14 protein-coding genes and 1 pseudogene are annotated in these 16,444 nt (G+C 58.1%); 14 read left to right on the plus strand and 1 reads right to left on the minus strand.

Annotated features, from left to right (window positions below):
- Positions 1 to 216: 216 nt before the first annotated feature.
- The 11 genes from gspE (at position 217) to gspD (ending at position 10,803) form a co-directional block, all read left to right on the plus strand.
- Positions 217 to 1,995 carry a type II secretion system ATPase GspE gene (gene gspE / locus ABY948_RS05710; RefSeq protein WP_461481554.1) on the plus strand — a complete coding sequence of 593 codons (1,779 nt, stop codon included), beginning with the start codon at positions 217 to 219 and terminating at the stop codon, positions 1,993 to 1,995.
- A gap of 2 nt (positions 1,996 to 1,997) precedes the next feature.
- A complete protein-coding gene (locus ABY948_RS05715; protein WP_461481555.1) occupies positions 1,998 to 3,215 on the plus strand; it encodes a type II secretion system F family protein in 1,218 nt (405 codons plus the stop codon).
- A 25-nt stretch (positions 3,216 to 3,240) separates the two neighbouring features.
- Complete coding sequence (gene gspG / locus ABY948_RS05720; protein WP_461481556.1) at positions 3,241 to 3,657, plus strand: type II secretion system major pseudopilin GspG; 417 nt, start codon at positions 3,241 to 3,243, stop codon at positions 3,655 to 3,657.
- A 38-nt stretch (positions 3,658 to 3,695) separates the two neighbouring features.
- Positions 3,696 to 4,148, plus strand: a complete 453-nt coding sequence (locus ABY948_RS05725) for a GspH/FimT family pseudopilin (protein ID WP_461481557.1) — start codon at positions 3,696 to 3,698, stop codon at positions 4,146 to 4,148.
- A complete protein-coding gene (locus tag ABY948_RS05730; RefSeq protein ID WP_461481558.1) occupies positions 4,138 to 4,554 on the plus strand; it encodes a type IV pilus modification PilV family protein in 417 nt (138 codons plus the stop codon). The genes ABY948_RS05725 and ABY948_RS05730 overlap by 11 nt, the downstream gene beginning before the upstream one ends.
- Complete coding sequence (locus tag ABY948_RS05735; protein ID WP_461481559.1) at positions 4,554 to 5,276, plus strand: PulJ/GspJ family protein; 723 nt, start codon at positions 4,554 to 4,556, stop codon at positions 5,274 to 5,276. Before ABY948_RS05730 ends, ABY948_RS05735 begins: the two co-directional genes overlap by 1 nt.
- A complete protein-coding gene (locus ABY948_RS05740) occupies positions 5,276 to 6,226 on the plus strand; it encodes a type II secretion system minor pseudopilin (RefSeq protein ID WP_461481560.1) in 951 nt (316 codons plus the stop codon). The genes ABY948_RS05735 and ABY948_RS05740 overlap by 1 nt, the downstream gene beginning before the upstream one ends.
- Positions 6,227 to 6,363: 137 nt before the next feature.
- A complete protein-coding gene (locus ABY948_RS05745; protein ID WP_461481561.1) occupies positions 6,364 to 7,461 on the plus strand; it encodes a PilN domain-containing protein in 1,098 nt (365 codons plus the stop codon).
- Positions 7,458 to 8,069, plus strand: coding sequence for a type II secretion system protein GspM (gene gspM / locus ABY948_RS05750; RefSeq protein ID WP_461481562.1), 612 nt, complete (start codon positions 7,458 to 7,460; stop codon positions 8,067 to 8,069). The genes ABY948_RS05745 and gspM overlap by 4 nt, the downstream gene beginning before the upstream one ends.
- 1 nt (position 8,070) lies before the next feature.
- The gene (locus ABY948_RS05755; protein ID WP_461481563.1) at positions 8,071 to 8,610 is read left to right on the plus strand and encodes a hypothetical protein; all 540 of its coding nucleotides are present in this window, start codon (positions 8,071 to 8,073) and stop codon (positions 8,608 to 8,610) included.
- 216 nt (positions 8,611 to 8,826) lie between these two features.
- A complete protein-coding gene (gene gspD, locus ABY948_RS05760; protein WP_461481564.1) occupies positions 8,827 to 10,803 on the plus strand; it encodes a type II secretion system secretin GspD in 1,977 nt (658 codons plus the stop codon).
- Positions 10,804 to 10,981: 178 nt separating this feature from the next.
- Here the strand turns inward: gspD and ABY948_RS05765 are convergent, their stop codons facing one another.
- Complete coding sequence (locus ABY948_RS05765) at positions 10,982 to 12,349, minus strand: right-handed parallel beta-helix repeat-containing protein (RefSeq protein ID WP_461481565.1); 1,368 nt, start codon at positions 12,347 to 12,349, stop codon at positions 10,982 to 10,984.
- A gap of 186 nt (positions 12,350 to 12,535) precedes the next feature.
- On the opposite strand from ABY948_RS05765, the gene ABY948_RS05770 reads away from it, so the two are divergent.
- The 3 genes and pseudogenes from ABY948_RS05770 to ABY948_RS05780 all read left to right on the plus strand — a co-directional run.
- On the plus strand, positions 12,536 to 13,699 hold the full coding sequence (locus tag ABY948_RS05770; protein ID WP_461481566.1) for a hypothetical protein: 1,164 nt from the start codon (positions 12,536 to 12,538) through the stop codon (positions 13,697 to 13,699).
- 128 nt (positions 13,700 to 13,827) lie between these two features.
- The gene (locus ABY948_RS05775) at positions 13,828 to 15,663 is read left to right on the plus strand and encodes an AAA family ATPase (RefSeq protein WP_461481567.1); all 1,836 of its coding nucleotides are present in this window, start codon (positions 13,828 to 13,830) and stop codon (positions 15,661 to 15,663) included.
- Between the two features lie 7 nt (positions 15,664 to 15,670).
- Positions 15,671 to 16,444: pseudogene (locus tag ABY948_RS05780) on the plus strand (hypothetical protein); the annotation flags it as partial.

The raw sequence follows: 16,444 nt of genomic DNA on the forward strand, positions 1-16,444 counted from the left end.
ATCGGCGCCCACGGCAAGCCGGTGCTGTTTCTGCACCCCAAGGACTTCTGCGGCACCCTGGTGGAAATCGAACAGATTTGATTCAGATCGCTGCGATGCCAAAAACCCCGCCGAGCGGGGTTTTTTATTGGCTGATCGACGGCTTTCGCTGTGAAGCATAGACGCCGTCATGCCGGTGCCATAATTTGCTAGTATGAGTGCAGGGCACCTTTTTTATTGCAGAAGGTTTATGGCGGCAGTTTTATTGCGGAAGCGGTGGCTATGGAAGATGTGCAGGCGCCCCTCGCCGAGGGGAACAACGGGGAATCGAGCCAGTTCGAAGCCCGGCTGAAGGCGCAGTTGTTGGCCGCCAACGCGGTCAAGGAAATGGATTTTGCCCGCGCCAGGCGGGTCAAGGGCGAGCAGTTGGAGCTGGAATCGCTGGTGGCGCTACTGGTGCGCCTCGGCATGGTTTCCGAGCGGGCCATGGCGGAAGCGGTGGCCAGTGTGTCCGGACTGCGCCTGCTGAAAAATACCCAACTTCCCGGTGAGCCGCTGTTGAAGGAGCAGTTGTCCGGCCGTTTCCTGAAAGAGCAGCAGGTACTGCCGGTGAGCCTCGACGAACAACAGCTCGAGCTGGCCATGGCCGACCCCACCGACGACTACGCGATCCGCGCCATCAGTATGGCGTCGGGTTTGCAGGTGCAACCCTGTGTGGCGGTGGGCTCTGATCTGCAGAAAGCCATTGCCCGTCTTTATCTCAACGGGCAGGGCAAGGATGGCGGCAGGGATACCCCGGAACAGGACGTGTTCACCGAACATGATGTGGAACAGCTGCGGGACATGGCCAGTGAGGCGCCCGTGATACGGTTGGTGAACCAGCTGATTCAGCGCTCAGTGGATGCCCGCGCCTCGGATATTCATATTGAGCCCTTCGAGAACCAGCTGAAAGTGCGCTATCGCATCGACGGTGTGTTGCGCGATGAGGCCTCGCCCTCCCAGCAGATGGGGCCGGCGGTGATTTCGCGGGTCAAGATTATGGCCAACCTGGATATCGCCGAGCGACGTTTGCCCCAGGACGGTCGCATCAACCTGCGGGTGCAGGGACAGGATCTGGATATCCGCGTGTCCACCATCCCCACCATGTACGGTGAAAGCGTGGTGATGCGATTGTTGCACCGTGAAAACGTGGCGCTGGACTTCCCCAGCCTCGGCTTCAGCGATACCCTGCGTCAGCGCCTCAAGCAGTCCCTGGATATGCCCCACGGTATGATCATCGTCACCGGACCCACCGGCAGCGGCAAGACCACCACCCTCTACACTGCCCTGCACAGCCTCAATACCGAGGAGCGCAAGGTGATTACGGTGGAAGATCCGGTGGAGTACAACCTGGAGGGCATCAACCAGATCCAGGTGAATCCTTCCATTGGCCTGAGCTTTGCCAGCGCACTGCGCTCCATCGTTCGTCAGGACCCGGATGTGATCATGGTGGGGGAGATGCGCGATCTGGAAACGGCGCGCATCTGTATCCAGTCGTCCCTCACCGGCCACCTGGTGTTGTCGACGTTGCATACCAACGACGCCGCCAGCAGCATCACCCGGTTGCTGGAAATGGGGGTTGAGGATTACTTGCTCAATTCCACCCTCAACACCGTGCTCGCCCAGCGCCTGGTGCGGGTGCTCTGTGAACACTGCCGGGAGTCCTATACCCCCAGTGAGGGGGTGATTCGCGAGTTCGGTTTCGACAAGTTGCAGCAAGGGGAGATTCGGCTGTACCGTTCCATCGGGTGTGAGGCCTGCGGTGGCACCGGTTACCGGGGCAGGGTGGGCATTATCGAGATGTTGCCCATGTCGGACAAAATACGTGAACTGGTGTTGCAGCATGCCGGTTCCGGCAAGATTGAACAGGCTGCCCGGGAGGCGGGCATGCATAGCATGTTTGAGGACGGCTGCCTGAAGGCCCTGCAGGGCATCACCACCATTGAGGAAGTGGTGCGTGTGACGCAGGAGGCCTGACCTTGCCGGTATTTCAGTACAGGGCGGTCAACAACCAGGGCGAAGTCAAAACCGGCAGTTTGGCGGCGGGGTCACAACAGGAGGTGATCGCCCGGTTGCAGGCCATGGGGTTGATTCCCATCAGTGCCGAACAGGCCGGTTCGGCTGTCGCGATCAAACCGGGAGCCCGCCGTTTTCGCAAAAACCGCCTGGGCACCGCTGAGGTTGCCGATTTCACCCGGCAGTTGTCGATTCTGGTGGCGGCGGGACTGCCGTTGGATCGGGCACTGGATATTATCCGCCAGGTCGCGTCCATGCCGGTGATGGTGGAGCTGGTGGAAGATGTTCAGTCCGGGGTGCGGGGTGGTGATCCGCTCTCCAGGGCGCTGCAATCCCACCCCAAACATTTTTCCAGTTTCTATATCAACTTCATTCGTTCCGCGGAGATTTCCGGCAACCTGGCAGAAAGCCTGGAGGACCTGTCTCGCTACCTGGAAAAATCCCAGGCGCTGAAAAGCCAGTTGCTGTCGGCGATGATTTATCCGGTCATTCTGGTCAGTGTCACCCTGTTGTCGCTGGCGATCATCGTCACCTACGTGCTGCCGGAATTTTCCAAACTGTTTGAGGATATGAATGCGGCCCTGCCGGCCAGTACCGCCTTTGTGCTGGGGGCGGCCAATGCGGCGCGGGACTACGGGCTGTTTGTCATTGCCGGGCTGGTGATCCTGGTGCTCTACCTGAAAAACCGCAGCCGCGACCCGGTCTGGCGGTTGCGCTGGGATGGCCGGATTCTGTCCATGGCCCTGCTGGGCGACTTGGTAAAAAAAGTCGAGATGGCCCGCCTCAGCCGCAGTCTCGGCACGCTTTTAAAGGGAGGGGTGCCGCTGCTGACGGCACTCAATATTGCCCGTGACAGCCTGCAGAACCGAGTGATGTCCAGTTGCCTGCAGGAGGTGGCCGCCAGTCTGCAGGAGGGGTCCGGATTGGCCGCACCGCTGCTGGCGACCGGGGTATTCCCGGAGTTTGCCCTGCAGATGATCCAGGTGGGCGAGGAGACGGGCAAGCTGGACAGAATGTTGATCAAGGTGGCGGACATTTATGAGGGGGAAGTGGCTACGGCTACCCAGCGCATGCTGTCCATCCTCGAGCCGCTGCTGATTATCGGGCTGGGATTGGTGATTGGCGGCATTATTATGTCGATTCTGGTGGCTATTCTCAGTATTAATGAATTACCTGTGTAACCAAAACAAAACCGGGGGAGTTTCAATGTATCGTCAAAATCGTGGTTTTACCTTGCTGGAATTACTGGTGGTGCTGGTGATCCTCGGCTTGTTGGCCAGTCTGGTGGGTCCCCAGGTACTGAAACAGGTGGACAGCTCCAAAAGCAAGGCGGCCGCCCTGCAAATTCAGGAATTTGGCACCGCACTGGACCTGTTCAAACTCGAGGTGGGGCGCTATCCCAGCAGCCAGGAGGGATTGGAAGCGCTGATCAGCAAACCCGCCAATGCCCGCTTCTGGAATGGTCCCTACCTGAAGAAAAAGCTGATCCGCCAGGACCCCTGGGGCAACGACTATGTTTACCGCGCTCCCGGTGACCACGGTGACTACGATCTCTATTCCCTGGGCGCCGATGGTCGGGAAGGGGGTGAGGGCGACAACTCCGATGTGGCCAGTTGGGAGTAATTGGCCGGCTTGATTCCCACTCGAGCAGAGGGTCGTCCGTGCTGACTGAACGCCGTTCCGGTCGAGGTTTTACACTGCTGGAATCGTTGGTGGTGCTGTTCTTGGTGTCCCTGATGGTTGGGGTTGCCGCCACCCGCTTTTCGGCGGGCAGTGAAAGTGCCGAGCTGAAAGCGGAAGCGCGCAAACTGGTGGCGTTGATGCGGCAGACCCGCGCTCGGGCGGTGGCTGACAGTGTGTCGCTGGGTATCGCCGCACCAGCGGGGGAAGCCGGTTACCGCCTTGTTCCCGAAGGCAAGGAGGTACTGTTGCCGGCTGGGATGCAGCTGCTGGTAAGGCCCCAGGCCAAGGATCTCGCGTTTGTCGAGCCGGGCATTTTTTTTTACCCCGACGGTGGTTCCAATGGCGGCACCCTGACCCTGACGACGGAGCAGGGCAGTTGGCAGCTGGAGGTCAACTGGTTGACCGGAGAGGTGTCCATTGTTGAGCCCTGAGCGCCGCCAGTGTGGTTTCTCCCTCCTCGAGGTGATCGTGGCGCTGGCGGTGTTGGGTATCTGCGTCACGGTGATTTTGCAGATCATGTCTGCTGTCACCACGGCAGCCCGGGTGACCGATGATTATGCCCAGGCACTGTCCATTGCCGAAACCCGTATGGCGCTGCTGGTGGCCCAGGATAACCCGATCGGGATGGATACCGGCAAAGCGGGCGATCTGTTCCGCTGGAACAGCCAGGTCAGCGAATACCAGCCCGCGATGGACAATCCGCTGTTCAACAACAGCGGTTTTACCGATCCGGAAAATATCTATCGCGCCTACCACTATCAGGTAACGGTCAGTTGGGGCGGCTATCGCAAGCGGCAGCTGGAACTGTCCACTGTCCGGCTCGGGGTGGCGCCCTGATGGCGTCGCGCCCTGACAGCGCACCGGGGTTTACCCTGGTGGAATTGCAGGTGGCACTGTTGCTGGTGTCGCTGATTGCGGTACTGATGATCGGCGCCCTGCGGGTATCCACCCAGACCTGGGACAAGGTGACTGCCAAGCAGGATATCGCCGAGCACCGCCTGCTGGTGGCCAACCTGTTGCGCAAGCAGCTTGGCAATATGCGCTTTTTCAGGGTGCGCTTGGAAAGCGGTGAACTGATCAGCTCTTTCATGGGGGACGGCGAGTCATTACATTTTGTCGCGCCCTATCCCTCCTTCAGAAACGACGGCACGCTCTACTGGTGGACCCTGAAAACGGTCTGGAACGAAGAGACTCAACACTACCAACTGGTGATGGATTACCTGCCCTACCTGGCGGGTGAGATGATCTACCTCGATGAGGAGGGCGCGCCTTACTATGATGATCCCCAACAACGGGATGATCGGGAACCACTGGACCTGACGGTTTCCCGCCTGGTGATTGCGGATGACTTACGGCTCGGCGATTTGGCCTATTACAGTCGCGACAGCCAGGGTGTGGAAGGCTGGGAGGAAGAATGGGAAAACAGTACCCAGGCACCCCTGGTGGTGCAGCTGAGGTTGACCGAGGTGGATGCCGACGGCAGCGAATTTGAATTGCCGGAAATGGCGATAGCACCGCGGTTTGCCAGTCAGCAACTCTATGCCGGGGAGCAGCTTTAATGACCGGCGCCACCGGGTTTTTCGCACCGAGGCAGCCTGGCTTCGCGCTGGTGTCGGTGCTGTGGCTGATCGTTTTGCTGTCGGTACTGGCCATGGGCTTGTCCTACTCCAGCCGTCAGTCCACCCAGGCCATGATCTCGCTGGTGGGCGGTACCCAGGCGCGCTATCTGGCCGAGGGGGGCGTCCAGCTGGTGACCATGAACCTGCTGTCGAGAGACCCCGCGGATCGCTTGCTGGCGGATGGTGAAACCATCGAACTGGATTTGCCCGGAGGTCATGCGAATGTCACGGTCAGCGATGAAAATGGCAAGGTGGATATCAATGCTGCCCGTGAACCGCTGTTGGCGAGGCTGTTTTACAGTCTCGATGTCGATCAAGCTATTGCCGATGCCCTGGCCGATGCCATTGCAGATTTTCGGGATGAGGATGATTTAACCCGCCTGAATGGCGCTGAAGATGATGATTATATTGCCGCAGGTCGTCCTGCCGGCGCCAAGGATGCCCCCTTCACCAGTGTGGAGGAGTTGCAGCAGGTACTGGGGATGACCCCCGAAATTTATCGTGCGGTAGTGCCTTACATCACCATCTACTCCCGGCACCAGGGAATCAATCCCGAGGTGGCCGCACTGCAGGTGCTGATGGCCGTTTCCGACAACTCGCCCATGACCCTGGAAAGTTATATCCAGATGCGCCGGGCGAATCATCGCGACAAGTTGTCGATGCCTGCACCGCCGGCCGTTGACCGGCAATTCCTGTCGCGCACCCGGGGCGTGACCTACGCGATGACGGCGGTCGGGGTGACAGAGGCCGGTCAGCAATCGGGCATCAGTACCACGATCCGGCTGCGCCGTGGGCGCAATCGCATGTCGATTGAAACCATTGATTGGCACCCTTTTATCGAGCGCAACAGTAATGAGGTGATTTCCCCTGCGGCGGCCCATGATCACTAGGGCAGAGACATGCTATTAATAAAAGAAAGCCGGGTGCAGTTATTCTCGGGCACAGCCAGGTTTTTTGGTTGCCCGCTTGAGTCCACCCGGCACCGTGCTACTCTGAGCTCAGGACTATTCTGGAACCCGATTTAGCCATGGCATTAAAACCGCAACAACTGGGAACGGACCGGGTCAAACAATTCTGGGGCTGGTGGCTGGGCGAGCTGCGCCAGATGGTTCCCGGCTCGGTTGGCCGGTTTTTCGCGCGACAACCGGCCACCCTTGCCATTTTGATCGAGCAAAATATTGCCCGCTTTCAGTTACACAGCGACAAATCCGAACAATTATTGGGGGTGCTCGATTTACTGGCCTGCTCTGATCAGGAGCTGTTGGCGTTCCGACAGAGTGCCCTGGCTAATCTTCCCGACAGATTGACTGTTGAGCTGTATCTGTCTCCCGAGCAGATGCTGATCCGCGACCAGTTTCTGCCTCTCGCGACCGAGGCTAACCTCGGTAATGTACTCAATTTTGAAATCGACCGGTTGACGCCGTTTCACCGCGAACAGGTGGAGTTTGGCTACTTGCCCGCCGGGCGTTTTCCCGAGCGGGAAAAAATCAAGGTGCAGCTGTTTGCCCTGCCCCGCAGGGCGCTCGACCTGTTGTTGTCCCGACTGGATAAGCTGGGGCTGTCCCCCGATGCGGTGTATCCGCAACTGCCCCGCAAACCACTGGCAGCCACCCTGAATTTGCTGCCGGAACTCATGCGCCCGGCGGTGGAACCCCTCTGGAACAATCGCGCCAAACAGTTGGGTGCGGTGGTGTTGGCGCTGTTGGCGGCGATCGCGCTGTATCCCCTCTACCAACTCAATCGGCAGCTAGACAGTCTGGAACAGCAGGTGGCGGATATTAGCGGGCCGGCGATGGTGGTGGGCAGTAAACAGACCTTGCTGGCCTCGCGCCTGGCTGCCCAGGACACGTTGGTGTTGCGCAAAAACCACATGCCATCACAATTGGTTATTGTGCAGGAAGTGACCCGGATCATGCCCGACAATACCTGGGTTTCCCGCCTCCGGGCCGATGACGGCGGTGTCAATTTACAGGGGGAATCCAGCAAGGCGTCCGATCTGATCGCATTGCTCGAACAGTCTGAACGGTTCCAGAATGTACAGTTTGTATCGCCTATTACGGTGAATCCTGCCACCAATATGGAGCGCTATGAAATCAAAATGGAATTGGCGGGAGTGGCCCAGTGAACCCGTTGTCACCCGCGACTAGCCGCTTTGTCGCCGTCTCCCTATTGATCGTACTGGTGCTGTTTGTGCTGTTTTACCTGTTGTTGCCGCTGGGCAGAATTTACGCCGAGAAAAGCGCCGAGGTGGCCAGCCTGGCTGATCAATTGCGCCGCTTTGAATACCTGGTCGCCAATGAGGATAAGATCAATGGTGAACTGAAGCGTATTGAGGAGCTGGGCAGTGACGGAGATTTGTTTCTCAGTGGCAACAGGCAATCCATCGCTTCCGCCAACCTGCGGGAATTCATCAACGAGGCGGTCAAACGCAGTGGTGGCCAGTTGGTCAGCAGTCAGGATTATGAAGCGGATCCGGTGCCCTCCGCCACGCCGATTGGTTTGCGTTTGCAGGTCAGCGGGGAGGTGCAAAACCTGGTGGATTTGCTGTACGAACTGGAGAGCGCGCGGCCAGTTATTTTTATCGATGAACTGTCGGTGACCAGTTCGTCCACCCGCATCCGCTCCTCCCGGGTGAGGAACACCCGGATCAGCAGGACGGCGGTACGACCTAATCTGAACAGTCTCGATATTCGCATGGATGTTGTCGGTTATCTGGCAGGGGAGGCGAAATAACATGGCTTTGGCTCAAACCACTAGTCCTCTGGTTCGCTTGCTGAAGAGCTGTATGTTGGTGTTATCGGTGGCCCTGGTGTTGGAAATCGCCTGGCTGGGAATGGTCATGCGCTTCTCCGGTACAACGGAAGCCCCGAAGCTTGACTACGGCATTGCGCCCACCGCGATTGTGCCGATGGCCGCCCGTGAGGCATTTGAGGAGTCCGTGGACCGATCACTCTTCAGCTGGAATCGCCGCCCCAAAGTGACAGAGCAGCCCGTCAGCGAAGAGGGCCTGCCGTCGAAGTGGCTGCTGACAGGAGTTGTCAATACCGGACACACGACCTACGCTATATTCAGTGATGTAAGCGGCGACCAGCGGCTGCGCTTGGAAAAGGGTATGTACTTGGAAAAGTGGAAGCTGGAAGCGATTACCCCCGAGCAGGTAACGCTCTCGGATGGCGATGAAACCGAAGAGTTCTATCTTCGCGAGACCGGGCAGCAGGAAAAAACCTTGAACCAGAACCCTCGGAAGGATGCGGAGGAAGAGGAAACTGATTAACAGTCCATTACTCACCGGGAAGCCCCGGAATGGCTGCAAAAAAAACGTAAATAAGGAAGCAAGGCAATGAGATACGTCTTTGGCAAGTGCTTGGCTGTGGGATTATTGTCTATTTTTACTACCTCCTGCTCGACGACACAGTCCCCTCAAACCACAGCAGCTCCCCCGGTAATATCTGCCCCCAAGGCCGCGCTGGAAAAACCGGACTCGGGAGAGGTGTCCGGCCCGATAACCTCGTTAAAGGAAAAGCAGGAAATTCCCCTCAAGGAAGTTTACAGGGGGACGGGCGGTTTTATTAATTCTGCCAGAGGGGGCAGCCAGGGTGACTCCGAGGGCGAGGTGACACTCAATTTCCAGAACTCGCCCATCGCCGAGGTGGTCAAGACCATTCTCGGGGATATCCTCGGCGTCAATTATGCTATCAACGATGCGGTAAGCGGTACGGTCTCCATGCGCACCGCGCGGCCGGTAGCCCAGGATGCCCTGATCCCGGTGCTGGACAACCTGCTGCGCATGAACGGTGCGGCGATCGTCAAGAGCCAGGACTTTTACGAGATTGTGCCCATCGACGAAGGGGCGATTTCCGGCCTCACGCCCTCGGTAAGACTGAGCGCCGACCGCGGCTACCAAATGCTGGTGGTACCATTGCAATATATCGGTGCCAAGGAGATGGCGCGTATTCTGGAGCCGGTTAAATCAGGCAAGGCGTTGGTGCAGGCCGATGAGGCCCGCAATCTGCTGATGCTGGCCGGCAACTATGGTGAACTCTTTAACCTCCGTGAAACCATTGCCATTTTCGATGTCGATCAGCTCAAGGGCATGTCGGTGGGTTTATTCCGGATGCAAAATGTTGATGCAGCCACCATGCTCGCCGAGCTCGAAACCATCTTTGGTGACCAGGCGAGCGGTCCGCTGGCGGGCCTGGTAAAGTTTACCGTCATGGAGCGGCTGAATGCATTGCTGGTCATTTCTCCCCAGAAAAAATACCTGGAAGATGTGGATACCTGGGTGCGTCGCCTCGACCAGGCGGAAAATCCCCACGGCATGAACATGTATGTCTATTACGTGCAGAATGGCAAGGCGGAAAATCTGGCAGATCTGTTGACCCAGTTGTTTGAAGGCAAGCGCCGCAGTGCCGTGGCCATGGCGCAGCGTAAACCTGCTGCTCCCCCGACACTGCCGCCCGCCGAAGGCGAAGAACCCTCGGTGCCGTCCCGGGCCAATGAACAGGTCTCCAGCATTGATGTGGGGGATGTCACCATTATCCCCGATGCGGAAAACAATGCCCTGCTGGTACTGGCGACACCGACGGATTACGCCGAAGTTGAAAAGGCCATGCAAAAGCTGGATGTGTTGCCGATGCAGGTGTTGGTGGAGGCGTCCATTGTGGAGGTGACCCTAGACCACAATTTGGAGTACGGATTGCAGTGGTTCCTGAAGAGCAGCCATGGCAAATATGACGGCATTGGCGGTTTGAATATTCCCAATGATGGCGGACTTCCGGGTATTCCTTCCCTCACCGGCGCATTGCAAGACCCGGCCAACTTCACCTATGCCATTTTCGATGCCTCGGGCACCCGGGCCTTGCTCAATGCCATTGCCGGCGATAGCCGCCTGGACGTGCTGTCATCCCCCTCGCTGATGGTGCTGGATAACCAGACCGCCACCATTCGCGTGGGTGACCAGGTGCCGATACGCACGTCTGAAACCTCGAATGTCAGCAGTGGTGAGGTTGTCGATGATGAGTTTCGCTCCAATATCACCAGCCAGATCCAGTACCGGGATACCGGTGTGACCCTGGAAGTAACACCCCGGGTAAATGCCGGTGGCATGGTGATGCTGGATATTACCCAGCGGGTGGACGATGTCTCTACAACCACCTCATCGACAATTGATTCGCCCACCATCCTGCAACGGGAAATTACCACCAGCGTGGCGGTGCAGAGCGGTGAAACCATCGTGTTGGGCGGACTGATTCGCGAGGACAAGGAGAAGTCAGATGGCGGTATTCCGTTCCTGAAAGACATCCCCATCGCGGGCTTCCTGTTCAGCGGCAAGAAGACCAGCAAGAGTAAAACCGAGCTGGTGGTGATGATCAGCCCCAGCGCGGTTGCCAACCCGCAGGAGGCGCGCCAGGTGACCGAAGAGTACAAGTCCAAATTGCAGGGCGTGGACCTCTCCGCGTTTAAGTAACCGTCTCAAAAAGTAATTAAAAGGGCCACCGAGATCCGTGGCCTTTTTTATATGCAAATTTCATGGCGAAGTTTTGAGATTTGCTTCGGCCCGTTGAGGGCCGTATCAAATATAGCCCCGGCTTTAGCCGGGGGAATCTCTGTGCAGGATTGATCGGAATCGCAATCTGCTGGCGACACTATTTTGAAAACCGGATATTGATGGTTTCCACCTGCACGCTGTCGCCTACGGTTTTGAGTGAAGGGTGGTCGGATTGCAGCGTGACCGTCGCCACAGTGGATGCATCCAGCAAGAGATTTTTGCTGACCGCTACCGAGTCGTCCAGGTACAGGGTGGTGGGGGTGCTGAACACCGCCTTGTCAAAGGTGATTTTTGAATATCTCGGGCTGTAATTGGTGAGTGCGATCGCGCCCTTCAGTGAACAGTCGTTTTTGGCGGACGTACAACCCCTGATGTCCTGGTCGGACAGGGTGTCGATCTCCATGTTGACCGCGGGCTGGATTTCAAATGCTCCGATGTCGGTGATGCCGCACGCATATCTGGGGTCGCCATTGCCCCGCTGATCCCAAACCAATGGCTTGCCATTTTCATCCACGGCAGCCTCGTTATCACCCCAGTTGAATTCAGCGGAAGCGGTGCTGATGGGAATCGATTTCACCGGACCGTTGTAATAGCCCGGCTTGGCAAGCCTGGGGTCCTTCGAGGAATACGGCTGGCCACAGCCCGTGTTGGATTCGATGGTATTTTGAATGTTGGCTGTAACTGTTCCCTCGGAATGGCAATCCTCGCCAGGTGAACTATTGGCAAGAATGGAATTGACGAGCTCGAGAGCCGCTTGGTTGAAAACAGCACCACCACGTTCCGCTTTATTCAGAGTGAAGGTGGTGTTGACCAGTCGATTGGTTCCACTGGCAAAGTACAGGGCGCCACCCGCATCTTTCGCGAAATTTTCATAGAAAGTGCTGTTATAGATAATGGCTCTGGGACCATCCGAATAAATAGCGCCACCATTTTCTGTCCCGCCATTGTCATTAAAGGTTGAGCTTTCAACCACCAGCTCACCTTTATTTTGAATGGCGGCCCCATTTCTTGACCGGCCATTTTGTAGCGTCAGGTGTTTTACCTTTAATTTTGTCCGGGGGGAAACCAGCAGAATCTGATGTCGGTTCTGACCATCGAGAGCAATGCCGCTCGCCTTCCAGAGCATCTCTTTGATAAAGCCATCGATTAACAGGTTATCCGTGATCTCGGGAAGCGGGCTGTCCAGGTAAATGGTCTGGGGCTCGTTATAGAGGCCATCATCCTGTTCAAAAATGATCTGATCAGTTCCGGGTGAGGTATTTGCCAGGTCGATGGCTTCCCTGAGTGATCCCAACCCTGAGTCGGAAGTGGACCAGACCTTGAAGGTCTGAATGATCTCTCCCAGATGCCAGGGGGCCAGTTTGTGGGGAGCTTCAGGTCTTTTCTCGGGCAGTTGCTGGCAATTGCTTAGTAGAACGCATACTGCTGCGGCCAGGGCTAGTGAGCTGTAGCGCGATGACTTCATGGCTGAACCTGATCAAAGCGGTTGATTATTAGCATAGGCCAAGTTGATCTGTCCTGTGATTTGTCGGCAGTGCTGCTAAATTTAAAGCAGCCGGTTTCGACTGGTTGGTGCAGGAATCCTTGCTACGGCGGTAGTTGAGGGTGTGATGAGGCGGCATTTGTTCTGCGGCCTGGGCATATGAACCTTATGAAACTATTTGGTTATGACAGGGTTTGTTCCCCGTTTCTGGCAGTTTGTACTGGCGTACTTCTGTCCCTCGGCGCGGTATTATTCCTGGCCGCGGAGCAGCGGGCCGGGGTGGCGTCAGGTATTGCCCCCGAATCCAGTACCGAGCCCGGCGCCGAGGTCGTATCGTCCCCAATTCAGAACGATGGAAAAACCGGTGTGGCTGATCATCTTTCTCCTCCAGATGATTGGTCCGAACCGTCGATTGCATTGCCAGGTGGCTCAGCGCAAACCCGCCTGGGTTGTGACGGGTTTGCAGAGAAACCGCTCCGTGAAATACCCTCGGGCGGCATTGTCAAATGGACCGATGAACAGGGCATTACCCACTATGAGGACTATCATGGTGAGGGGCCTCCCGAGGGCCTGGAAGTGGTGACACGCTTTCCCGATACCAAGGAATATTTCTTTTTAAGCATCGAATCCGACTACGGGGTATTGCCGACCAACTTCAGAACGGCAATCGCCGCTAAAGCTGTCTGGATTTACGAGTATTACCGCGCCCTGCTGGACGAGCGCTTCTTGAGCCGGGCAAGGGTGAACCTGGTGGTGCACAGGAACAAGGCAGGTTATGAAGCGATTAGAAGCCAATATGTTGGCGCTGGGGCAGAAGATGTACCCGGCTTTTATATTGTTTCCGGCAACCGGGCGCAGATCCTTTATCAGGATAATGATGAACAGACCCTCAAGGTGATGGTTCACGAGGTGGTGCATGTCATCAATAACCAGCTGTTTGGCCAGATGCCGCGGTGGTTGAATGAGGGGCTGGCCACGTATATGGAGTCCCTGGACAGGGATGAACAGCGTCCCGCTAGCGCAACAGAGCGACTGCGGCTGATCAAGCGACAGGTGGGCCTGCCACTGCTGGACCGGGTGAGCGTTCGACAGATACTGTTCAGCGAGAATCTTCCCTGGGGACCGAGGGAGCGAATCATCTACTATCCGTTTTCCCAATTACTGACGACCTATTTGTTGCAGCCTGAAAACCGCGCTTTCTCGCGGCTGTTTTTCAGTTACCTGGCCGCCCATAAGTGTGAAACCCCTGATGTGGCCGACTATATCAATGCCCATTACCCGGGGGGGATCGATGGCTTGTCCGCAGGGTTTGTCCGCTGGTTAGCCCGTTGACGAGCCCCTTTGCTTCCCCGCTTGCACCGGTCGGATTCCCGAGACAATGATAATTGTCTGCCGGATAGACCCGGGCGACTATGCGCCCTTCCTGCAACGGGCTAGACTTGGGGTTCAAGGATATAGCCATGTACTACGAAGCCTATTTTGAACTTCAGGAAGCGCCGTTTTCCATTTCCCCGGATCCGCGCTATCTGTACCTGACCCAGAATCACCGGGAGGCGCTGGCCCATCTGCTCTACGGTGTTAGCAGCAATGGTGGCTTCGTCTTGCTGACCGGGGAAATCGGTGCGGGCAAAACCACCGTCTGCCAGTGCCTGCTGGAGCAGTTGCCCGACAACAGCGATGTCGCCTACATTCTCAACCCCAAGCTGGAACCCTGGGAGTTTCTCGCCACCATCTGTGATGAATTGGGTATTCATTATTCAGAGGATGACACCAGCCTCAAGCACTACATTGACCTGATCCATCGCTACCTGCTGGAGGCTCACGGCAAGGGGCGCAACACGGTGTTGATGGTGGATGAGGCGCAAAATCTCAGTACCGAGCTGATCGAACACCTGCGGCTGTTGACCAATCTGGAGACTCGAGAGAAAAAACTCTTGCAGATCATGCTGGTGGGGCAGCCGGAACTGCGGGACAAGATTGCGCTGCCGGAAATGCAGCAGATGGCCCAGCGGATCACCGCTCGCTATCACCTGGGTCCGTTGACCAAACCGGAGGTGGCGGCCTATGTCCGCCACCGGCTGAAAGTGGCGGGAGCCCCGCGGGAACTGTTCAGCCGGGAAAGTCTCAACCAGTTGTGGAAGTACACCGGCGGTGTGCCGCGACTGATCAATATCATCTGCGACCGCGCCCTGTTGGGTACCTATACGTCCAAGGCTCACCGGGTCGAGCGGCCCGTGCTGGAGGATGCCGCCGCCGAGGTGCTGGGCCGACAGGCGAGAATCAAGTCATCCCGGTCACCTCAATGGATTTGGGCTTCCGCTGCGGTGTTGCTGGCGGCCCTGGCTTTTGCCGCCGCGTATTATTCCCGGGAGTTGATCCCCGGTCGCCAGCAGCTCTCATGGGTGGTGCCGGTGCAGTCCGCTGATCAAGCCGTTGCCCCGTCACGCCCTGTCTCGGCACCAGCAGCGATGCAAAACGCGCGCGACATTGCCGGAGATGACCCAGGCACGCCGAACGCCCCCCCTGCAACCCCTGATGAAGCCCCGGCGGAAGTGGTCACAGCGGCTGTTCAGGATTCCGGCGCGGAAGCGGATCCACCGCTCACCGAGGTGTCGGCGGAGTTCCCGCAGGTAGCTAGAACCCCGACGTTTGAGGGGGCCGCGGTGGAGGTGCCCGCCCTGGACCTCCCGTTTCCCGCCCATTTGTCCGCAACGGTTCTGAGCGATACGGCATTTGCTGCAATGTTTCGCCGCTGGAACATTGAATACGCGCCGCAACCCGGGACAGAACCCTGCCGCTATGCCGCCGCCAGGCAGCTGGGCTGTGCGAATGGCCAGGGGAGCCTGGCCATGTTGCTGAACTTGGACAGACCGGCCCTGCTGACCCTCTACGACAGTGAGGGGCGATCCTACCCGGCGGCGTTGATCGGGGTGATGGATACCGATGTCAGCCTGGTTCTGGGTGGCGAATTGAAACGTATTCCCGCCGCGGCGCTGTCCCGGTGGTGGTACGGCGAGTACCTGGTGCTCTGGAACTTGCCGCCGGGCTATGTGCGGCCTCTGGTGAAAGGCAGCTCCGGCAATGCGGTTGTCTGGTTGTTGCAACAATTGGGTGAGACAATCGATGCGGATCAGCCTTCCCGGGATTTCAGCGAACAACTTGAGCAGCGCGTCAAACTGTTTCAGCGCAGCCACGGCCTGATTCCCGACGGCGTGGTGGGACCACTGACCATTATCGCTCTCAATAACGCAGCCCATGCCGGGTCGCCGCGGCTTACTGGCCCGGTCAAGGAATAACTACGCCATGTCCTATATCTTGGAAGCCCTCAAGGAATCACAGCGCAGCCGGGATGAACAACGGGTGCCGGATATTATGACGGCACATGCCGCCCCCGAGTCTGCCAATGGGGGCCGGGGACCCGGCCGTCGGATCTGGGTGCCGTTGTTGCTGGTACTGTTGGCCGCCGGGGCCGGGTGGTGGTATGCCGGGCAGCGTGACCAGCTGCCGATACGCCCCGAGTTGTCGGATATCGAGCCGGCAGCCCCAGCTGCAGTGACTCAGCAGCCATCGTCTAGCCAGCCGCTTTCCCCGCCACCAGCGCCTGCGGCAGTGAATGAACAGTCGTTGTCTGGCCAGCCGCCTTCCCCGCCAGCGGACTCGGCCGTCGCCGCAAGTGAAACGCAGGCTGCGCCACAGGAACCCGCATTACCCGCCGAACCCGTTGCCGTTGCAGCGGACAGCGCCCCGGCTCCCGTGGCTGAACCGCCGGTCAGTCTGCCCCAGCCGGCAACACCCCGAGAGGTGATTGTAGCCGAGGCCGTGCCCGAGCCGGCGGCCGCAGCGCCGGTGCGGACGGATAACACCGCGGCCCAGCGCACAGTGCCTACCCCTGCCGAAGCTGTGCTGGACAGGGCCGATCAGGCGGCGGCCATCGCGGCGGGGGCGACGGAGCCTGGAACGGACAAAAGCCGGCCCCGGGATGAGCCTGCCCCATCGGTTTCGGCTACCGAGGTGACGGCGGAGGCCGCGCCTGTGGCAACGGAACCGGAACGCATTCCCCACTTCCGTGAATTACCC

Source organism: Porticoccus sp. (assembly GCF_041592135.1).
Lineage (GTDB): Bacteria > Pseudomonadota > Gammaproteobacteria > Pseudomonadales > Porticoccaceae > Porticoccus.

Excerpts from the sequence above, each read along its gene's own strand:
- gspG (WP_461481556.1), top strand. The coding sequence starts at position 3,241 with ATGTATCGTCAAAATCGTGGTTTTACCTTGCTGGAATTACTGGTGGTG.
- ABY948_RS05735 (WP_461481559.1), top strand. The coding sequence starts at position 4,554 with ATGGCGTCGCGCCCTGACAGCGCACCGGGGTTTACCCTGGTGGAATTG.
- ABY948_RS05740 (WP_461481560.1), top strand. The coding sequence starts at position 5,276 with ATGACCGGCGCCACCGGGTTTTTCGCACCGAGGCAGCCTGGCTTCGCG.
- ABY948_RS05745 (WP_461481561.1), top strand. The coding sequence starts at position 6,364 with ATGGCATTAAAACCGCAACAACTGGGAACGGACCGGGTCAAACAATTC.
- ABY948_RS05755 (WP_461481563.1), top strand. The coding sequence starts at position 8,071 with ATGGCTTTGGCTCAAACCACTAGTCCTCTGGTTCGCTTGCTGAAGAGC.
- ABY948_RS05765 (WP_461481565.1), bottom strand. The coding sequence starts at position 12,349 with ATGAAGTCATCGCGCTACAGCTCACTAGCCCTGGCCGCAGCAGTATGC.
- ABY948_RS05770 (WP_461481566.1), top strand. The coding sequence starts at position 12,536 with ATGAAACTATTTGGTTATGACAGGGTTTGTTCCCCGTTTCTGGCAGTT.
- ABY948_RS05775 (WP_461481567.1), top strand. The coding sequence starts at position 13,828 with ATGTACTACGAAGCCTATTTTGAACTTCAGGAAGCGCCGTTTTCCATT.